The sequence below is a fragment of the Aequorivita antarctica genome, assembly GCF_007997155.1.
Classification (GTDB): domain Bacteria; phylum Bacteroidota; class Bacteroidia; order Flavobacteriales; family Flavobacteriaceae; genus Aequorivita; species Aequorivita antarctica.
Map to the genome: position 1 here is coordinate 85,279 of NZ_VORT01000002.1, position 19,874 is coordinate 105,152.

General features: G+C 37.1%; 22 protein-coding genes. 6 read left to right on the forward strand and 16 right to left on the reverse strand.

Translation table 11 applies throughout. The annotated features are described in order from the left end of the window. Positions 1 to 93: 93 nt before the first annotated feature. Together ESU54_RS02965 and ESU54_RS02970 are read right to left on the reverse strand one after the other, a co-directional pair. On the reverse strand, positions 94 to 858 hold the full coding sequence (locus ESU54_RS02965) for a TIGR02757 family protein (RefSeq protein WP_111843660.1): 765 nt from the start codon (positions 856 to 858) through the stop codon (positions 94 to 96). 29 nt (positions 859 to 887) lie between these two features. Continuing rightward, positions 888 to 1,547, reverse strand: a complete 660-nt coding sequence (locus ESU54_RS02970; protein WP_111843661.1) for an ABC transporter ATP-binding protein — start codon at positions 1,545 to 1,547, stop codon at positions 888 to 890. A gap of 120 nt (positions 1,548 to 1,667) precedes the next feature. On the opposite strand from ESU54_RS02970, the gene folE reads away from it, so the two are divergent. Both folE and ESU54_RS02980 read left to right on the forward strand, forming a co-directional pair. After that, entirely contained in the window at positions 1,668 to 2,267 is a 600-nt protein-coding gene (gene folE / locus ESU54_RS02975; RefSeq protein ID WP_111843662.1) for a GTP cyclohydrolase I FolE, read from the forward strand. Between the two features lie 53 nt (positions 2,268 to 2,320). Further along, positions 2,321 to 2,623 (forward strand): hypothetical protein, encoded by a 303-nt coding sequence (locus tag ESU54_RS02980; RefSeq protein ID WP_170253252.1) that lies wholly within the window; start codon positions 2,321 to 2,323, stop codon positions 2,621 to 2,623. Between the two features lie 28 nt (positions 2,624 to 2,651). On the opposite strand, the gene ESU54_RS02985 is transcribed toward ESU54_RS02980, so the two are convergent. From ESU54_RS02985 to ESU54_RS03020, 8 genes are all read right to left on the reverse strand, one after another. Then, positions 2,652 to 4,865: a TonB-dependent receptor gene (locus ESU54_RS02985; RefSeq protein WP_111843664.1), complete on the reverse strand. Its 2,214-nt coding sequence runs from the start codon at positions 4,863 to 4,865 to the stop codon at positions 2,652 to 2,654. 51 nt (positions 4,866 to 4,916) lie between these two features. After that, positions 4,917 to 5,246 (reverse strand): hypothetical protein, encoded by a 330-nt coding sequence (locus ESU54_RS02990; RefSeq protein WP_111843665.1) that lies wholly within the window; start codon positions 5,244 to 5,246, stop codon positions 4,917 to 4,919. Further along, positions 5,246 to 5,545, reverse strand: a complete 300-nt coding sequence (locus tag ESU54_RS02995; protein ID WP_111843666.1) for a DUF6787 family protein — start codon at positions 5,543 to 5,545, stop codon at positions 5,246 to 5,248. Before ESU54_RS02995 ends, ESU54_RS02990 begins: the two co-directional genes overlap by 1 nt. Next, positions 5,542 to 5,961, reverse strand: a complete 420-nt coding sequence (locus tag ESU54_RS03000; protein WP_170253253.1) for a DUF6146 family protein — start codon at positions 5,959 to 5,961, stop codon at positions 5,542 to 5,544. The genes ESU54_RS02995 and ESU54_RS03000 overlap by 4 nt, the downstream gene beginning before the upstream one ends. Before the next feature lie 120 nt (positions 5,962 to 6,081). After that, positions 6,082 to 6,723, reverse strand: coding sequence for a DUF937 domain-containing protein (locus tag ESU54_RS03005; RefSeq protein WP_111843668.1), 642 nt, complete (start codon positions 6,721 to 6,723; stop codon positions 6,082 to 6,084). 80 nt (positions 6,724 to 6,803) lie between these two features. Next, a complete protein-coding gene (locus ESU54_RS03010) occupies positions 6,804 to 7,757 on the reverse strand; it encodes a D-2-hydroxyacid dehydrogenase (RefSeq protein WP_111843669.1) in 954 nt (317 codons plus the stop codon). A gap of 80 nt (positions 7,758 to 7,837) precedes the next feature. After that, the gene (gene serC, locus ESU54_RS03015) at positions 7,838 to 8,905 is read right to left on the reverse strand and encodes a 3-phosphoserine/phosphohydroxythreonine transaminase (protein ID WP_111843670.1); all 1,068 of its coding nucleotides are present in this window, start codon (positions 8,903 to 8,905) and stop codon (positions 7,838 to 7,840) included. A 68-nt stretch (positions 8,906 to 8,973) separates the two neighbouring features. Continuing rightward, the gene (locus ESU54_RS03020) at positions 8,974 to 9,990 is read right to left on the reverse strand and encodes an acyl-CoA reductase (RefSeq protein WP_111843671.1); all 1,017 of its coding nucleotides are present in this window, start codon (positions 9,988 to 9,990) and stop codon (positions 8,974 to 8,976) included. Positions 9,991 to 10,052: 62 nt separating this feature from the next. On the opposite strand from ESU54_RS03020, the gene ESU54_RS03025 reads away from it, so the two are divergent. Next, positions 10,053 to 10,403, forward strand: a complete 351-nt coding sequence (locus ESU54_RS03025; protein ID WP_111843672.1) for a 4Fe-4S dicluster domain-containing protein — start codon at positions 10,053 to 10,055, stop codon at positions 10,401 to 10,403. Between the two features lie 96 nt (positions 10,404 to 10,499). Here the strand turns inward: ESU54_RS03025 and ESU54_RS03030 are convergent, their stop codons facing one another. Next, complete coding sequence (locus ESU54_RS03030; protein WP_111843673.1) at positions 10,500 to 11,033, reverse strand: hypothetical protein; 534 nt, start codon at positions 11,031 to 11,033, stop codon at positions 10,500 to 10,502. A 149-nt stretch (positions 11,034 to 11,182) separates the two neighbouring features. Then, a complete protein-coding gene (locus ESU54_RS03035; protein ID WP_111843674.1) occupies positions 11,183 to 13,903 on the reverse strand; it encodes a TonB-dependent receptor in 2,721 nt (906 codons plus the stop codon). A gap of 158 nt (positions 13,904 to 14,061) precedes the next feature. Here ESU54_RS03035 and ESU54_RS03040 point away from each other — a divergent pair, with 158 nt between their 5' ends. After that, positions 14,062 to 14,919, forward strand: coding sequence for an alpha/beta hydrolase (locus tag ESU54_RS03040; protein ID WP_111843967.1), 858 nt, complete (start codon positions 14,062 to 14,064; stop codon positions 14,917 to 14,919). Next, positions 14,919 to 15,716 carry an alpha/beta hydrolase gene (locus tag ESU54_RS03045; RefSeq protein ID WP_111843675.1) on the forward strand — a complete coding sequence of 266 codons (798 nt, stop codon included), beginning with the start codon at positions 14,919 to 14,921 and terminating at the stop codon, positions 15,714 to 15,716. The genes ESU54_RS03040 and ESU54_RS03045 overlap by 1 nt, the downstream gene beginning before the upstream one ends. A 63-nt stretch (positions 15,717 to 15,779) precedes the next feature. Here ESU54_RS03045 and ESU54_RS03050 read toward each other — a convergent pair whose 3' ends face one another. After that, positions 15,780 to 16,253 carry a hypothetical protein gene (locus ESU54_RS03050; RefSeq protein ID WP_111843676.1) on the reverse strand — a complete coding sequence of 158 codons (474 nt, stop codon included), beginning with the start codon at positions 16,251 to 16,253 and terminating at the stop codon, positions 15,780 to 15,782. Positions 16,254 to 16,421: 168 nt separating this feature from the next. On the opposite strand from ESU54_RS03050, the gene ychF reads away from it, so the two are divergent. Then, positions 16,422 to 17,516: a redox-regulated ATPase YchF gene (ychF, locus tag ESU54_RS03055; RefSeq protein ID WP_111843677.1), complete on the forward strand. Its 1,095-nt coding sequence runs from the start codon at positions 16,422 to 16,424 to the stop codon at positions 17,514 to 17,516. Between the two features lie 42 nt (positions 17,517 to 17,558). Here the strand turns inward: ychF and ESU54_RS03060 are convergent, their stop codons facing one another. From ESU54_RS03060 to ESU54_RS03070, 3 genes are read right to left on the reverse strand one after another with little or no spacing between them, the layout of a single operon-like run. Then, a complete protein-coding gene (locus ESU54_RS03060; protein ID WP_111843678.1) occupies positions 17,559 to 18,524 on the reverse strand; it encodes a phosphatase PAP2 family protein in 966 nt (321 codons plus the stop codon). A 51-nt stretch (positions 18,525 to 18,575) separates the two neighbouring features. Next, the gene (locus ESU54_RS03065; protein ID WP_111843679.1) at positions 18,576 to 18,866 is read right to left on the reverse strand and encodes a chaperone modulator CbpM; all 291 of its coding nucleotides are present in this window, start codon (positions 18,864 to 18,866) and stop codon (positions 18,576 to 18,578) included. Then, entirely contained in the window at positions 18,866 to 19,774 is a 909-nt protein-coding gene (locus ESU54_RS03070) for a DnaJ C-terminal domain-containing protein (RefSeq protein WP_111843680.1), read from the reverse strand. Before ESU54_RS03070 ends, ESU54_RS03065 begins: the two co-directional genes overlap by 1 nt. Positions 19,775 to 19,874: the final 100 nt, after the last annotated feature.

Sequence of the window (19,874 nt, forward strand, 5' to 3'; positions counted from 1 at the left end):
AGATCGGTGTTCAAGGATTAACCGTAAATGTACAATAATTTATAATGAATTGTTAAAGTGAAAAAAATAATTCGAAATGGATTAATCTTTGAATCAAAATCGTTCAAAAACCCCTAATCCGAAGAGCGCAAAATCATATTTCACAGGATCTTTTGGGTCTAATTTACGAAGTGAAATATCCAATTCGGTCAAGGCTTTGCTATCGTTTGGTTTCCTGTTCAATAATTTTAGTTTTCGGGCCACGTTTCCGCTGTGAACGTCTAAAGGGCACGAAAGTTGGGAAGGGGATATACTTTCCCAAATCCCAAAGTCTACACCGATATTGTCATTGCGAACCATCCACCGTAGGAACATGTTTAATCTTTTTGCTGCAGAATTTTTTAAAGGATCACTAACGTGTTTTTGCGTTCTTGGAAGATGTGGAAGTTCAAAAAATGTTTTTTTGAAATGATGGATTGCAGTTTGCATCGAATCTTTTTCGGAATTTTGAGCAAAAACGCTTTCCAACCCACCGTGATTTTTATAAATATTTTGAAGTGCTTTTAAAAAGTATAGTAAATCGTTGCTATTAAAAGTTCGATGCACAAAGCTTGAAAGCGATTCTGTATCTTTTTCTGAAAAATCCATAACAAAATCATAAGGCGAATTGCCCATCATTTCCATCAGCTTATGCCCGTTGTTTATAATGCTCTTTCGGTTTCCCCAAGCAATTGTGGCAACGAGAAACCCCGCAATTTCAATATCTTCCTTTAAGGTAAATAAATGCGGAATTTGAATTGGATCGCTTTCTATAAAACTTGGATTGTTGTAAAGGATGACTTTTTCGTCAAGAAATTCTTTTAGTTGGATTCTATTCATTTTATAAATACTCCGCAAAAAACTGATTACTATTTCACAATTACCCCATCCTGCATTACTAGCTTTCTATCAGCCATATTTGCAAGCTCTGTGTTGTGGGTAACAATCACGAAAGTTTGTCCAAATTCATCCCGCAGTTTAAAAAACAGGTTGTGCAGGTTTTCAGCACTTTCGGTATCTAGGTTTCCGCTGGGCTCATCTGCAAGAATTATTGCAGGATTATTTATTAAAGCTCGTGCCACTGCAACGCGTTGTTGTTCGCCCCCTGACAGTTCATTGGGTTTGTGGTCTTCACGATGCGAAAGCCCCAAAAATGAAAGCAATTCCTTCGCTTTTTTAATAGCCTCCGTTTTAGCTGTGTTTTTTATAAAAGCAGGAATGCAAACGTTTTCAAGAGCTGTAAATTCGGGCAGAAGTTGATGGAACTGGAAAATAAAACCAAGGTTTTCATTTCGGAATTTCGCCAACTTTTTCCCTGAAAGTGAACCAATGTTCACGTCGTTTATAATTAATTTACTTTTAGAAGTGTCAAAAGCATCCAAAGTTCCCAATATGTGCAATAATGTAGTTTTTCCGGCACCAGAAGCACCCACAATGGAAACAATTTCACTTTTTTTGATATGAAGGTCAACCCCTTTTAAAACGTGAAGATTATCGTAATATTTGTGAATGTTTTGAGCCTTTATCATCGCAAAAATTTAAAGTGTGAAAGTACTATTTATAGTGCTATAATGCAATCCGATGGGTTATATTGTTTTTATTCGGACTTATGTGTTTATTTTTGTTTTCCACATCTTAAACAGAAAAGAATGTCATCATATAGATACTTTGAAGAGTATGACCAACCGGTAACCGACAGTTTAATTGATAATTACAGCAATATCTTAAGCACAATTGGTGAGGATGTTTCCCGTGAAGGAATACTTAAAACCCCAGAAAGAGCTGCAAAAGCAATGCAGTTTTTAACATCAGGCAACTGCCAAGATCCCGCTGAAATTTTGAAAAGTGCCATGTTCGCCGAGGCTTATCACGACATGGTAATTATTAAGGATATTGAACTTTATTCTTTATGCGAACACCATATCCTGCCATTCTTCGGAAAGGCCCATATAGCCTATATTCCTGATGGATACATTGTAGGTTTGAGCAAAATACCTCGAATTGTTGATGTTTTCGCACGCAGACTTCAAGTTCAAGAAAGACTTACCCATGATATTTTGGAATGTATAAACGATACTTTGAAACCGAAAGGAGTGGCCGTGGTTATTGAAGCTTCGCATATGTGTATGATGATGCGCGGCGTGCAAAAGCAGAATAGCGTTACCACAACTTCTGGTTTCCGTGGCCAGTTTGAAGCGATTGAAACCCGAAGTGAATTTCTAAAATTGATAAGTAACGATTTGTCATAACCATTTTTGGAATGTTTTTTGATTTAAATACTGAAAATCAAACACAGCAAAAGATGAAAAACGAAAAATATAAATTACTACGCCAAGGAATCATTTTTGATTTAGTAGGAATGGCTACGATGGCAATTCCAATCGTTGGACCAGTATTAGATATTGTTTGGGCGCCGTTCGCAGCAAAAAAAATGAGTGACATGTACAAGGGAACTGAAGGAAAAATAGCTTCAGTTCTAGTATTCGTAGAAGAACTGTTGCCCTTCACTGATGTAATTCCAACTTTTACTTTAATGTGGTTTTACACATTTGTATGGAAAAAACAACCTACACCGCAAACCATTCAAATTAGAATAAACGATTAAAAAAAAAGCCCCAATCGGGGCTTTTTTTTTAGATTTCTACTTTTAAATTCACATTTACACTCCGCCCAATATTGAAAATACCATCTGGTTTAAATCGCGATAGGTGCGAAATATATTGCTTATCGGTAAGATTTGTTCCGTTTACACCTAATTTTAACACTGCTTTTTGAAGTTGAAAACTACTTTCAATTCCGGCGCTCAAAAGCGAATAGCCACCAGTTCTAGTTTCAAAATCATTTACATTTTTTTGGTTTAAAGTATTTTCTAGTGTTATAAAGGCTGAACTAAATTTACGAGTTTTACCATCATGCAATTCCACACGGAACGTATTCCGAAGTGAATTGGCAGGAATTAAAGGCAAATATTCGTCATTGCTCAATTTTCCGGTAACGGTTTCAAAACTGCTTTCAAAGTGCAACCAATCTAATGGATGCGGGTGCAAGTGAAAACCAAATTCGCCACCATACAGCGCAGCATCGTTTTGAAGATAATCAAAAACCGGCGTTTCATCTATCATTTCATTGGTGGGTGAAATAAAAATATAATCGTTCACCGCATTGTAAAAACCGTTAGCAAAAAATTCGATGTGTTTGTTTCTGTATTCCAAAGAAACATCTGCTTGAAAATTCTGTTCGTTGGATAGATTTGTGTTTCCTTTTTCATATCTATTTGTTCCTTCGTGAATTCCGTTGGAAGTCAGTTCTGCTAAATTCGGGGCTCGAAAACCACTAGCGAAATTTACCCGTGCCGAAATATTTTTAACAAAATCCATTTTTGCTCCCAATGCCGCAGTAAAACTGGTAAAAGTTTTCTCTAGAGCAGGAATAAAATCTGTATCCGAAGGATTCCGCGTGGCTTCACTTTCAATTTTCCGCGAATCAAAACGGATTCCTGCCTGCAAATCTATTTTTTCCAAATGATAATGAGATGTTGCTAAAACCCCGACATCTGTGGTATTTGCATCAGGAATTAATATTTCTTCAGCTTCGTTTTTGTTGCTTTGAAACATTCCCTGCAAACCAATAATGGTTTCAAATTTCCCCAATTCTGGCAGATTGTATTTCACATCATAGTTAAACGTGTTCAATTTTAGGCGAAGTGCGGCCGTGGCCGGATCATCTTCAAATTCGCGACGATCATTAAACAAATACCCAGCTTTAACATCCAAACTGGATTTGTTGAAAAACAGCGTATTATCAAAACTTAAAATATGGTTGTCAATTTCCTGAAAAGGAAGCTCCAAATCCTGTGAACGGGTTTGTTCGCCAATTTCCTCAGCAATGCCAATGTTTGAACGGTTGTAATTATACCGAATTGTTGACTTAAATTTTGTTCCCAAATATTGTACGCCCGTCTTTAAATCTTTTTCATTGAAACGGGAATTAGTCACCCGATAGTCTGCCCCAGTCTTATAATCACTAAATGAAGAATAAGAGCCGCGCGCCAAAAATTTCAGCTTTTCACCTGAAGTTTTTACGCCCAAATTTGTTGACGTTCCAAAGGTATTTGAGAAATAAATACTACTTAAATCGCCGTGTGTTTCGCCTGAATTAGCAAACCTTTCGGGATTCAAATATAATACGCCGCCCAAAGCATCACTGCCGTAAAGGAGGGAAGCTGGGCCTTTTATAACTTCTACGCTTTCAACACCAGCTTCATTAACTCCAAGTCCGTGTTCATCCCCAAATTGTTGGTTTTCTAGTCGCACACCTTGTGTATATGTCAAAACACGGTTGGAACTCAGCCCGCGAATAACCGGTTTTCCGATACCGGTTCCGGTGGTAATAAGGTCAACTCCTGCAATGTTTTTTATTCCATCTGCGAGTGTTACAGCACCGGAGGAATTTAAATCGTCTGTGGAAACGCGTTCCACTTTCATTACGTTATCGCTCTGCAATTTGTGGAATGGTGTGGAAACAATCACTTCTTCCATTTCAACAGCGCTTTCTTTCATCTGAAGATTCTCGATAACGGTTTGATTGTTCGAAAAGTTTATTTTTTTCGAAACAGTAGCGTATCCCAAAGAAGAAAAAACCACGTTGTAGTTTCCATCTGGAATGTTTTTCAATTCATAATTTCCGTCAAAATCTACCGTCGTGCCTTTTTCAAGTTGTGGAATGTAAACTGTTGCCGAGACTGTTTCGTTATTGTTTTTTAAAGTTATGGTTCCCGCTAAGGAATTTTGAGAGCTCGCCGCGGTATATATAAATAACACCGCTAGCAAGCATAGAATATTTTTCATGCTTTCTTGATTTTAAAAAATTAATTGTAGAGTAATTGGAGTGTTAAGAAATCAAGAAAATTGCGGAGGTCCTCTTAGGAAATAATGAGAAGTATTTTTATTGAATTTAGGTAATAAATAAACAGTTTCCGTTTTTTGAAAACCATTTAGGACTGAAAATTCAGGGAGTTCTTGAGGTTTAAAATCAAATATTGAAAAGTGAAAATCACATATTGAGCAATCCAGTTGTTTTTTGTGAATATGTACAGAAAAATCGGTACAAGCCTGATGTTCGTGACCCTCAAGAGTATGTGCAAATTTTACGGCAGTAGGAAGTAGTAGCGCCAACGAAAAAATCGCAACCGTAAAAATCCGTAATATTTCCTTTATATTTTTTTTCATTAATTAAATAAAAACCCGAGACCCATCCCGCGTAGCATTTTCTTTACAAAGTTCCAAAAAAAAGCAAACTCTCCAAACACCCAACCGAAAAAAACCAGAAGCACCTGATAAATTGGGAAAATTATCAAAATTCTGAACGGCCAATAAATGTACCAGCCCATTTCTCTCTTTATTTCGAGCAAATCTGTGATTGGTGCTGCAAGCTTTGCCGCGGAACTTCCCGTAATGGCAAAAACAAGAAATACAATAAAAAGTTGTCCGTTGGTTTTGATGTTCCAACGTGTTTTTAGCTTTTTCAATTTCTTCCGCCTATGAATTTTTGATTGTACTTATTCTGAAAATATACAAAGTAATTATAGAGTAGATAATTTACTTCATAGCCATAATCTACAGTGGGATCATAGTTTATTTGCTCAGTGTATAAATTAGGGAAATATCGGGCTGGCTGAAGCACACGGTTGTTATATTCAGAAACGAACGAACGGTTTTTGGATTCCAAAAGGGATTGACCGTAAAATCCACGGGGTGGTTGGGAAGCAAGCCAAGATTCAAATCCTGGCTCTATTATCATTATTTCATATTCGAGACTATCGTTTGCTATGCGTATAGTATCTTTTTCTGTATTGTCTGCAGACGAATTATTCATGGCTTTATTTCCAGTTCCGCAACTGTATAATGCAACACAAAATGCAGCTATGATAAGAATATTTTTCATAAAATTAATTTTTACAAAGTTAAGCAATGTAGCACAAAGCATAAGGGATTTTACTTTCATTTAAAAAAAATACCGTTCTTGATAAAAATGAACGGTATTTTTTATAATTGAATAAAAATTTTACTTTCCAAAAAAACTACCCAAAAGGCCGCCAAGACCACCTTTTTTCTTGTTACCTCCACCGAGTACCATTCCAGCAATATCGTCAATAACACTTCCGTCGTTATTGCCGTCCAGCATAGATTCAATAAGTGATTGCTGCTGTGGTTGCTTACTGCCGCCACCCATTAGGCCTCCGAGTAAGTCACCAATTCCGGAATCTGAATTTACGTTTTGCTGCTTTTTTTGTTTGCCTAAATAACCTAATAGAATAGGTGCTGCCACTTGCAAAATCTGCATAACACTATTAGTATCTAATCCAGATTTTTGAGAAAGCGCTTGAACCGCATTGTTTTGAGAGCCTCCCAAAACGTGTCCTAAAATACCTAGGCCATCTTGTTTTACGTCTTCATTAACGCCACCTCCAAAAAGGCCACCTAAATTGTCCAGAATGCTGCCATCGTGCTTGTTGTTTAAAGCATTCATTAAATTGGCTGCACCACCTTCACTACTTGCATTACGCTTCATAGCGCCTAAAAGTATTGGCATTGCCATGGATACAACCGAAGCGGTTTTATCTGCGGGTTGATTTGTTTCTTGGCTTATGCCGCCAATAATTTGTTTTCCGAGGTCACTGTTCAATAAGTCTAAAATTCCTGACATTTGCTTTATGTTAAAATTAAGAGCGTAAGTTAATCAAAATCAACAAGAACTGTGGAGATAAAAAATTTGAAAACACTACATTACTTGCGCAAAATAGAAATAATCTGGTTGGCCAGTTCTGTTCCAATCCTGTCTTGTGCTTCGTCTGTTGCCGCACCAATGTGTGGCGTAAGTGAAATTTTATCGCACATAAGAATTTTTATTGACGGAGTAGGTTCATTTTCAAAAACATCAAGTGCCGCAAACGAAATTTTTCCATCTTCAATACCATCTAACAGTGCATTTTCATCAAGTATCCCACCACGTGCAGCGTTAACGATACCCACGCCGACCTTCATTTTTGAAATTTCTTCTTTGCCTATTATGTATCCAGATTGGGAAGGAACATGCAAACTTATAAAATCACTGTGCTTGATTAATTGATCTACTGGTTCGGTCTTTATTTTTAAAGTTATTTTTTGTCCGTCGTAAAAATCAAGTGTGATGTCTGCTTCTCCCACTTTATGATCGCTGGCAATTACATTCATACCACAGCCCAAGGCTATTTTTGCCACTTGGCGTCCTATTCTTCCAAAACCTATAATTCCCAATGTTTTTCCACGTAGTTCGCGGCCTGCTCCATAATTTTTCTTTAGCTCTTTGAATTTAGTGTCGCCATCCAAAGGCATATTCCGGTTGGAATCGTGCAGAAACCTTACACCACCAAATAAATGTGCAAAGACAAGTTCGGCTACCGATTCTGAAGAAGCTGCGGGAGTATTTATTATATTAATCCCGTTTTCAAGGGCGTAGTCCACATCAATATTATCCATTCCCACACCACCACGACCGATGATTTTTAACGAAGGGCAATTGTCAATTATATCTTTACGCACCTTTGTGGCACTGCGCACCAAAAGCACTTCAATTTTATGTTCGTTGATGTAATTTTGAAGCTGTTCCTGCGCCACTTGAACTGTTATTACTTCAAAACCAGCATCTTTCAATGCATCTATTCCGCTTTGTGAAATTCCATCGTTTGCTAATACCTTCATATATTTTATTGACTATTATTATTTTCTATTATTGAATGTTGCACAGCAACATCTTTACGGTCAGTTGTTCCCTTTTAGGGCTATGCTCCTTTTTCAATTGATTGCATAATATCTACCAAAACCTGTACGCTTTCCAACGGCAGGGCGTTGTACATTGAAGCACGATAACCACCAACACTTCGGTGGCCATTCAGGCCGTTGATGCCGGTTTGTTTTAAGTGATCGTCAAAGGTTGCCTTTAATTGGTCATTTCTTAAGTTGAAGGTAGCGTTCATTTTTGAACGGTCTTCTTTTTTGGTCACGAAGCCTTCAAATAACGGATTTCGATCTATTTCATTATAAAGAAGTTCGGCTTTTTGGTTGTTTATTTTTTCTATTGCTGAAATACCGCCCAAATCCTTCAGCCATTGTAGTGTCAACATGGAAACATATACTGGGAAAACCGCTGGGGTGTTGAACATGCTTTCTTTGTCAATATGAATTTTATAGTTCAGCATAGAAGGAATAACACGTGAAACCTTCCCGAGAATATCTTCTTTTACCACAACCAAAGTTGTTCCCGCTGGGCCCATATTTTTCTGTGCCCCCGCATAAATCAAACTAAATTTTGAAAAATCGAGCTGGCGTGAAAAAATATCGCTACTCATATCGCAGACCATTGGAATTTTGGTTTCTGGGAAGCTTTGCATTTGCGTCCCAAAAATGGTGTTGTTGCTGGTGCAGTGAAAATAATCTGCATCTTTCGGCACGGTGTAATTTTTAGGAATAAAGTTGAAATTTTCACTTTTTGAAGTGGCAACTTCTACAACTTCACCTAACAATTTAGCTTCTTTTATAGCTTTATCGCTCCAAGTTCCTGTGTTTAAATAAGCTGCTTTCTTTTCCAAAAGGTTGTAAGCAACCATTAAAAATTCAAGACTTGCACCGCCTTGCAGAAATAGGGCTTGGTATCCTTTATTTTGAAGACCCAAATGCTCCAAAGCAAGATTGCGAGCGTTATCCATCACTTCCACAAAATCCTTGCTCCGGTGGGAGATTTCGATCAGGGAAAGGTTTAGGTCGTTGAAATTTAAAACCGCTTCGGCAGATTTTTGCAAAACGGATTGTGGCAAAATGCAGGGTCCTGCACTAAAATTATGTTTTTGCATCGCATGAAAATTTATACTACAAAGATGCGGATTATGCTACTAAAAATTTGTGAATAACAAATATTTTATCAAGGAAGTTTCAACAGGAAATCAACCGTGTCCACGCCGTCGGCATAATCCCATAATTGGGGGTTTTGTGCTTTTCCGTAGTATATTTCATTGGGTAAACCAGCTTTTGAAACGAAACACTGTATGTTTTCAGATTGTGCATTTAGTTCTTTTTGTAGGGTTTCCAAAGAACCATATTTTTCATAAAAAACCACGGAAATAGGAGAGGAGAAGCCAGTGTCTTCTTTAAGTAACATAAACTCATTGTCCAGCAACGGGAAGCTGTCCATTAAATAAACGGCTTTGTTGTAGTCGTAATTGTTGATGTATTTGTGGTTGTGGATTATTTCTTTCCAACTGAACATTGCCTTGAAAAATTTTTCAAAGTCATAATTTTCGGAAACATATAATTTTGAAACATTGCGGCAACCAAGACCAAAATATGTAAAAATATCATCGGCGAGTAGCTTTAAATCTGCATCGGTTTCAGTTCCGGTCAAGACTGCAACCGAGTTTCTGTTTTTGCGAATGATGTTTGGATATTTTCCAAAATAATAATCAAAATAGCGTGCCGTATTATTGCTACCTGTGGCGATTACTGCATCAAAATTTTCAAGCTTTCCTTCTGTAAATTCTATATAATTTTTGAATTCTGGCTCAATGGAAATTAAATAGTTTGCAAGAAAAGGAAGGAGCGTCTTATCTGTTGAAGAAAGTTTTGTTAGAACTTTATTTCCTGTAATCAGAACCGAAATAAAATCGTGAAAGCCCACGAGTGGAATGTTTCCAGCCATAACAACTGCAATGGCTTTCGGTGTAGTTTCTTCAATTTTATAATTTGAAACCCATTGTTGCAGGTTTTCTTCGGAAAGTGCCTCTGCCCAGCTTTTTAGAGCAAATTTTATATTTTCCTGAGTAAACCATCCGTTTTCTGCTTGAGCTTTTTTCAGAACTTTTTCAGCTTCAGTTTCAACCTCAGTTTCACGGAGAAATTTCCCTAATTTGATAAAAGCGTTAATTCTTTGTTTTAATTGCATACTTATTTTGGTGTTACCCTAATAGGGTTTAAATTTGCGCAAAGTTAGAAAAAGTAAAAGCTATGGCAATTATTATAACGGATGAATGTATAAACTGTGGTGCCTGTGAGCCAGAATGTCCTAATACAGCAATCTATGAGGGTGCGGATGATTGGCGCTATGCTGATGGCACCGATTTAGATGGCAAAGTAGTGCTTCCAAGCGGAAAACAAGTAAATGCCAACGAGGCCCAAGAGCCTGTTAGCGACGAAATATACTTTATAGTTCCCGATAAATGTACCGAGTGCAAAGGCTTTCACGATGAGCCACAATGTGCTGCTGTATGTCCTGTTGACTGCTGTATACCAGATGATGACCATGTAGAAAGCGAGGAAACACTATTGGCGAAGCAGGCATTTATGCACAAAGGATAATCATTGGATTATTTTTTTCATAAATATAAATCAAAAAAATCGCCCCTCAAACATAAGTGTGAGGGGCGATTTCCATTGTGGGGATAGTAAATAAATTTACATTTTATTCTGCTTTATAGATGTTTTACTTTTAATCTCCAGCTTATAGATGGTTTTTTCAACCGCATCTGTTGAAGGATTATAACTTTCAACTACAAAATTTCCGTCTTCGTTAAAATAACCAAAAGAATTATCTCCTGCTTGTGACATAATATAATATCCTTCTTTAGAAGTAGGGCGCAAGATTGCAGCATTCATTTTTTCTCCTGCTTTAGTGTCATATATTTTATAACCGTTTTTTTCATTCTCAAACATGTAATTATGGTTATTGGAATTATAGGTTACATCAGTTTGCACTTTTGTAGCCCCAAGGTTATAATCCTGATCCATTTTTCCAGCATCATTAGGATCTAGTTTAATGGGTTGACTTTCTGTTCTGGTTACCTCCTGCACATCAGTATGCAGTCCTTTACTGTCCTTAACGGTTACTTTGGTGGTAACAGTTTCGGTTTGTTCACTTTTATTTTTATTATCTTGAGCAAAAGCAGTTGTAAATGCTGCTAATGCAAAAATCATCAATACTTTTTTCATAATGGTTGTATTTATTTGTTAGACTCAAAGTTAAGAATCGCAGATGTTAAAAAGCCATAAAACCTTGATAATCATTTCACAAACTTTATCTAAAAACCCCTCAATAATTTGATTATGAGGGGTTTTAAGAGTGTTCTGGAATTCTAAATCTAAAAGCTGTAATTTATACGTGCATAATAAAATGCTCCGCTAAATCCCATTTGAACTGAATCCCAATATCCACCACCTTCTGTCCAGTCATCTTGCTGGTCAGGATAAATATTGAAAAGGTTATTAGAACCGACGTTCAGTTTTATGTTTTTTGAAAGCTCAAAACCAAGATTTAAATCAGTTACAAATTTTGCTGAATAAGTATCTGTCGCTGCAATAACTTGATTTTCAAAACCACCATAATCTGCAGGATCTTCAAACATTTGGAAATCCAAAAGTTCTACCTCACTAAAACGTGTAACAGTTAATGCTGCACTTAACCAATTTCTTTCATAAGTAAGGATTCCAACCAATTTGCTTTCAGGTGCAGAAGCCAATAAAAATGCTTTGTCTCTTTCCCCAAAAAATGTTTGCTCATCCAAATTTCCGTTTTTCACATCTTTGATTACCATATTGTTAAAATTCGCCAAAACCGAGACACCAATAATATTGTCATCAAAATTATCTTTATACGTCAGCACAAGGTCAAGTCCTGTAGTTTCTGTATTCACACCATTTGCGAAAAATTGTGCAGAATCTACATTTTCAATTTGTGGGGCAGGAAAATTACCCGTCAAAACAATCCTATCTCTTACATCTATGTAATAAAGATCTGCAGTTGCGGTAAATTTTGAGAAATTAGTAGTGAAGCCTAAACCAGCATTTGTGGATTTCTCTTCTTTTAAAGGACCAATTCCAAAAGAAGCAGTAACGGGACTATTGTTGGGTGATAATAATTGATCGCTAGCCACGCCACCAATAAAATTGGTGAAACGCAGATTATAATAAATCTGAGCTAAGGAAGGTGCTCTAAAACCAGTGCTTAAAGAACCTCTAACATTAATATTTTCAGTTGCTTTAAAACGCATAGCAAGCTTTCCGTTGATGGTGCTTCCGAAGTCGCTGTAATTTTCAAAACGTCCGGCAACGCTAACTAAAAAGGCTTTGCTTAAATCAAATTCACTGTCGGCATATACGGAAATGTTTGACCTGCTTCTGTCTACTTCGTTTGCAGGGCCATAGCCAGGGAAACCTTGAGAACCACCTGGCCTTAACTGAATTTTGCCATCATCGTCAAGAATCGGGTTTCCGTCCCTGTCTCTATAAATTACAATATCTTCTTCTGGGGTATTTGCATTTACGGGTACTCCATTAACGTCGTATGTTGCGTAAGATCCCTCTTCGCCTGCGAAAATTTTAAAGTTTTCCGTTCTGTATTCCGCCCCGAAGGCTAAGTTCATTCCGCTCAAAACATCATCGTAATATTTTGAAAAATCTAAATTTACCGTGTTTTGTGACAATGTATGGCCTCCAGCATCAAATTCAGTTGGGGAAAGATTTACCAAGGAAGCATTCAATGTACCTTTTATATAGTAATGAAAATTGTTGATACCATAGGCGTTGCTTATATCCACTTTCCATCCAGAATCAGTTTCTGTTTTAACACCTGCAACTATTGAATTATCTGTGATTATCGATGTAATTCTTGGGGTGTAACCATTTGGATAAATTGAGTCAACAACGCGATTTCCACCATTTCTAGTGAAAGCATACGCATCGGTATCTCTGTAATTTCTTCCTCCGAAAGCATAAATTTCAGTTTTTTCGCCTACCGGAATCCCAACATTTCCCATTAAGTTGAAACCTTCAATGGCAGCTTCGCCAAAACCTTTTCTGAAATCGAAAGTAGGTCGCAAAGTCTTATTTTTATTGATGTATTCAGTAGTAAAGTTTGCGAAACCACCTTTTTCACCAATAGCAAATCCGTAGTTAGCGCCGAATTTTACAGAGCCTCCATCGAAACTTTTATCCTTTCCAATTGCATTTCCATCTTTTTCGGTGTCTAGACGGTAACCGTCTGTATTCCAAAGACCATATGCGTCCTCTGTATAAGGGCTTGTATCAACATCTGCATTGTTGCTATAGGCTCCGTAGGAAACGCTACCCGATAATTCATCAACATTGTCTTTCAGAACAATATTTATAACACCTGCAATAGCATCGCTACCGTATTGTGCGGAAGCGCCATCACGCAATATTTCTATTCGTTTAATGGAGGTTGCAGGAATTGCATTCAAGTCGGTACCGGTATTTCCACGTCCACGGGTTCCAAATACGTTTATTAATGAAGACTGATGTCTTCTTTTACCATTTATTAAAACCAAGGTTTGGTCTGGTCCTAAACCGCGCAGTGAAGCAGGGTCAATATGGTCCGCTCCGTCTGACCCAGATTGTTTGCTTGCATTAAAAGAAGGTGCTGCATATTGCAAAAGTTCGTTTATTTCCACTTTACCTACTTGCAATGTTGTGGATTCAACATCTATCACATCAATAGGAGAAGCAGAATTTACGGCGGTTCTTTTTGGACTACGTGAACCTACTATCATAACATCGTCCAGGGATTCTCCATTAGAAAGTGTAACTTGAATATTGGTTTGTCCATTCACTTCAATTTCTAGGTTATTAAACCCAACATAGCTAAAGCTTAAAGTGGCATTGTCTTTTACTTCAATTGTAAAATCACCATCTATGGTTGTAGTGGTTCCGTTTGTAGTTCCTTTTTCAACTACATTCACGAAGGAAAGAGGAACACCGGAGTCATCAGTTACTGTTCCGGAAACGTTTATTTGCGAAAATGCAATTCCGCAGATAAAAAACAAGAGTAATGTAATTTTTTTCATTGGTTTGTTGTTTATAATGTTAGTTATTTGTTAAAGTTAAATCATTAACTCATCCGTTAGTCGGTTTTATTTACAATTTATAAACAAGGTTTTGCACATAAGCAATCAAATTTGATTGGGAAGATCATAATATTGTACTTTTATAAGAAATGAAATTTATGCCTCTTTGGTTGTATATTTTGGTTATCGTGCTTGTGGCTTACGCAGCCATAAGTATATTGCTATACTATCTTCAAGACTATTTTTTGTTCAAGCCTGAAAAACTTCCGAAGGACTTCAATTTTTATTACGAAAACCAAACTGTTTCAGAATACAATATTGAAACACGTGATGGTGCCATTATTAACGGGCTTCATTTTAGTGTTGAAAAACCACTAGGCGTGGTGCTTTATTTAAAAGGAAACTCAAAAAGCATTAAGGGTTGGGGGAAGTTCGCTGTGGATTTTACCCGAAACAATTATGATGTAATTATGGTAGATTATCGAGGCTTTGGGAAAAGCACAGGCAAGCGTTCGCAAAAAGCCATAAAGCATGATCTGCAGTTTATTTACAACAAAATCCGGGAGAAGGTGGGGGAAAAATACATTATCATTTATGGGCGCTCTATGGGTTCTGGCTTCGCTACAAAACTCGCTTCAATGAACAGCCCAAAAATGTTGATTCTCGATGCGCCGTATTATAGTTTAACCAAAGTAACCGGACGTTATATGCCGTTTATGCCGCTTTCAATTATTTTAAAATACCCAATGCCAACCTATAAATGGCTGAAATACGTAAAATGTCCAATCCACATAATCCACGGTACAAAAGATAAGTTGATACCTTTTAGTAGTAGTGTGAAATTATCGCAGATAAACGCAAAACTCACTCGATTGCACCCAATAATAGGGGGAGGCCATAAAAATTTGAACAACTTTGAATCCTATCATAAAATATTGACAGAAATCATCAAGTCTAAACCAATGGAAATAGACCTTTCCACTACCAGCATAGGGGTAAAACATTCTTCACGATAATGATTCGACGACTAAAGAAATTTCTAATAATAATTGCTTCGCTGTATGCACTCATATTTATTGGGCTCTATTTCTTGCAGGAAAAAATGATTTTTATGCCAGAATCGCTTCCGCAGGATTATTCCTATTCATTCCCGGAAAATTTTGACGAAATCAATTTAAGAACACCAGATGGTGCAATACTGAATGCACTTCATTTTAAAGCTGAAAATCCCAAAGGCGTTGTGCTTTATTTTCACGGAAATGCCGGCGAGCTATCGCGATGGGGTATGATAGTTCAAAAATTCGTTGAACTCCAATACGATGTTCTGGTTATGGATTATAGAACTTATGGAAAAAGTACGGGAAAACTAAGCCAAAAAGCTTTGTACAATGATGCCCAATTATTTTATGATGAACTTCTGAAAAATTATCGGGAAGACGAAATTGTGGTTTACGGTAGATCTTTGGGAACTACTTTTGCAACTTATGTGGCAGCCAAAAACCATCCAAAACAATTAATTCTCGAAGCACCATTTTATAGTTTAAATGAATTGGCGAGCGAGCGTTTTCCGATCTATCCCGTAAGTTGGTTTTTGAAGTTTAATTTTCCCACATATCAATACTTAAAGGAAGTGTCGTGCCCTGTTACAATTTTCCACGGAACCGATGATTTGGTGGTTAACTATGAAAACAGCGAGAAACTTTCAAAAATCCCAACAAAAGGTAAACTTAATTTCATAAGCATTCCCGAGGGGACACACCATAATTTGGGTAATCATGAAGTTTATAAAAGAACACTCGATAAAATCCTTTAGAATAAAAAAATCCATCGAGGTTAGACCATCGATGGATTTTCTTTAAATATTTAAAATAAAAGTTTAGTCCTTTTTAAGTTTAGACATTCCTTTTGGTCTTGATTCTAATTGGGCTCTTCTTTCGGCAAGTTCTTTCTGCATTTGCGCTTGTTTTGCTTCGTATTCCATTTTCTTTTTGGCCGCTATTTCAGCCTGTTCCTTTTTGGAGGCTTCAAGTTGAGCTTGTTGCTGTTTCTTTTTTTCAGCAATCATTGCCTCATTTTGCGCGTCTACATATACTTCATCTACTAAAACTTTCTTGTCGCTATCTTCTTTGGTAACCTCACTAAAATTTCTGTCAATTTTATTACTGTCTTCTATAATAAGAGCTCCTGATTCAGTATCGATGTCTTTTGTTTCCATTACTTTCACATCGCTACCATCTCTTGTAATCACGCGTTTCGTGGTAGATTCTTCTTTTATTGATTTATTTACTTGTGCTTGAATACCTGCAATGCTTAAAACTGCAACAGCTAGGCTCATCATTAATTTTTTCATAATTATTGGTTATTTAAGGTTTAAAGGGTAAACATAGTGCTATTATCGTTAAATTCTTGTGAATCTTTAGTGAAATAAAACCCAATCTTTTTCAGCAAAGCATTTCAAATCAAATATGAAAAGTCTGCTTTGAAGATGTATATTTGCACCCTGAAAAAAATATAATAAATGAAAGCAGGTATCGTAGGATTGCCAAACGTAGGAAAATCCACTCTATTTAATTGTTTGTCGAATGCAAAAGCACAAAGTGCTAACTTCCCTTTTTGTACCATCGAGCCAAATGTGGGCGTGGTGAACGTTCCTGACAAACGTTTGTTGAAATTAGAAGAATTGGTAAATCCGGAACGTGTATTACCCGCAACTGTTGAAATAGTTGACATTGCCGGATTGGTAAAAGGTGCAAGCAAAGGCGAAGGTTTAGGGAATCAGTTTTTGAGCAACATTCGCGAAACCGATGCAATTCTACACGTATTGCGTTGTTTTGATAATGATAATATTGTTCACGTGGATGGAAACATAAACCCAATACGCGATAAGGAGACGATTGATATTGAACTTCAGTTGAAGGATTTGGAAACCGTGGACAAAAAGCTAGAAAAAGTAAAACGCGCTGCACGCACAGGCAATAAGGAAGCTCAAAAAGAAGAAACGGCTTTATTGAAAGTAAAAGCTGGTTTGGAAGCTGGAGTTTCAGTTCGAGCCATCGATTTAACCGAAAGTGAAAGAGAAGAATTTATAGTGGACGCTCAATTTATCACAGACAAACCCGTAATGTATGTTTGTAATGTAGATGAAGGATCAGCTGCAACTGGAAATGCTTATGTTGAAAAAGTAAAAGCAGCAGTTGCTGGCGAAAACGCCGAAGTTTTGGTGTTGGCAGTAGGCACCGAAGCTGATATTACCGAACTGGAAACTTTTGAAGAACGCCAGATGTTCTTAGAAGATTTGGGGCTGGATGAGGCAGGTTCCGCAAAATTGATTAGAAGCGCCTATAAATTATTGAACCTTCAAACCTATTTTACCGCTGGTGTGAAGGAAGTACGCGCTTGGACCATTCCTGTTGGCGCTACGGCACCGCAAGCTGCAGGTGTAATTCACACAGATTTTGAAAAAGGTTTCATTCGTGCCGAAGTTATAAAGTATGACGACTTCGTAACCTATGGCAGCGAGGCAAAAGTGAAAGAAGCTGGAAAGATGGGAGTAGAAGGGAAGGAATACATCGTGAAAGATGGCGATGTGATGCACTTTAGATTTAATGTTTAAAACAGCAGTTGAATTAGTGTAGCTTACTTTTTAAAGATTTCTTTAAAAAGTATACCTAAAAGTCATTCCATTAAGTTTTTCCCCATTAAAGCTAGTACTGGAGCTTGGGTAGATCTCTATGTTTTCGTACTTTTTCTTATGTAGTTCCGGCACTAAAATTCCAGTAGCTGCGCCTAAGGCATAGCCTAAAGCCACGTCTGTTAAAAAGTGTTGTCCAGATTCTATCCTTAGATACCCAACAACTGCTGGTATTGTTGCTGCTCCAGCCCAAATAAATCCTTTTCCATTAGTATCTGGATTAAAATCACAATATGCTTTTGCCGCAAAAAAGGTTGCAGTTGCAGTAGCTGCAACATGTCCCGAATAGAATGAACGCTGCCCACTATTATTAAACCGTTTATAATTTGAAGTCTCGCCGCTATTGTCATAAACAAAAGGGCGACTTTTATCCACAAATCTAGCTGTTAAGGAGTATAAAGCGGAAGAAGTGGCCAAACTTTCAATATAGATGGCAATGTATTCTCCTGCTTGGGCGTTAATATTGTCATTGAAAAGCAGTGCTATAGGAGCAGTAAGAGAAGTGTATAAAATAGCATCACTTAAAGAGCGTGCGCTTTCTGAATGTTTTCCAGCTGCCCATCTATCTATTGACGAAATTTTGTCAATTTCTTTTTGAAGACTTGCATTATTTAAAAATTTTTCTTGGTCTGCCAATGACAATCCATTTTTGCTGCTTGAAAGTATTAACCCGGCTGTGCTAACGCTAATGCCTGCTCCAGTCCAAATACCATCGCGCAGCCACTTCCATTCATAAGTTGGATTGTTTTTTAAAACACTAAATGTGCTTTCTTTTTTTAAATTGTAGCTAAAATTTTGAGGAGTTGGTTCATTTAGAGTAAATGATTGAAAAGAAAGCAATGCCGAATTGTTTTTTTTAATTGTATCAATTTGCTGTGAATAAATAAAAGCAGGAAAAAAAGAGAAGAACAATAAAATTGTTTTGATCATATAAAAAGGGAGAATATCAATTATAAAAGTTTAAATAAGTTATATAAACGCCTATTCATACAATTTTAGTCTCTTTTTGTATAAACTCATTTCTTTTTCTATTTTATTTAAGCGCTTTAGCATCTGTTTTATAGCGTCTAAGCCTTCAAAATTGATGCCTAAATCGTTGTGAAGTCGAAACATCCTTTCAATTTCCGAAATATCTTTTTCATCAATAAAAAGGTCGTTTTCCTTTTCTTCAAAAGCAATCAATCCGTATTCGTGAAGCCGATTTACAAAAGCATCTTCAACCTGTGCATGTTTGCAGTAGTGCCTAACCAATATATATTTTTCTCTTGCCATTATCTCAGTTTTGAAAGTTCAGTAAAAAGTTCTTTTTCTTTGTCCGAAAGATTGTTGGGGAGCACAATTTTATATGTGATAAACAGATCGCCGTGTTGATCTTCCTTTTTGTATTTGGGCAATCCTTTGCCTTTCAATTTTACTTTTGTGTCGTTTTGGGTTTCAGGTTTTACGTTCAGCTTCACTTTTCCTGTGAGCGTTTCAACCGTAATTTCACCACCTAAAAGTGCGGTGTAAAGTGAAATTTCTTCAGTTGAATAAATATCGCTTTCCAACCTTTTAAAACGGGTGTTGTTGAAAATTTCAAAAGTTATAAATAAATCGCCTTTTGGCCCGCCGTTCATTCCTTCGCCACCGTACCCTTTAATTTTTAGGGTTTGCCCATCCTCAACTCCAGCTGGAATTGTTATTCTAATTTTTTTGTCTCCTAAGCTGATGGTTTGTTTCTGGCTTTGAAGAACATCGGTCAAATTCAATCGAAGTGTTGCGTTCAAGTCCTGACCTTTAAACTGTGCAGTTTGCCTGCTACTTCCACCACCACGGCTATGGCCACCGCCAAACATAGATTCAAAAAAGTCTGAAAACTGGCTATCGTCAAATCCTTGTCCTCCGCCGGAATAAGTTCTCTGTCCACCAAATCCTTGCGAGCCCTGCTGTTGTTTGGCTTTCTCAAAAGCATCGGCGTGTTGCCAATCTTTTCCATATTGGTCATATTTTTTGCGATTTTCAGGATCGCTCAAAACTTCGTTTGCCTCATTTATCTGCTGAAATTTTTGTTGTGCTGTTTTATCGTTTGGGTTTAAATCTGGGTGATGTTTTCTAGCAAGTTTGCGATATGCTTTTTTAATATCGGCTGCCGTTGCGCTTTTGTCCAGCCCAAGAACCTTGTAGTAGTCTATAAATTCCATTCAGGTATTTTATTTGTGTATGAAATTATGAAAAGAAAATAGAACAAGGCGGCCAAAGTGATATTTCTTCACAAAAATTTAGTAATTGCGAATTAAAATT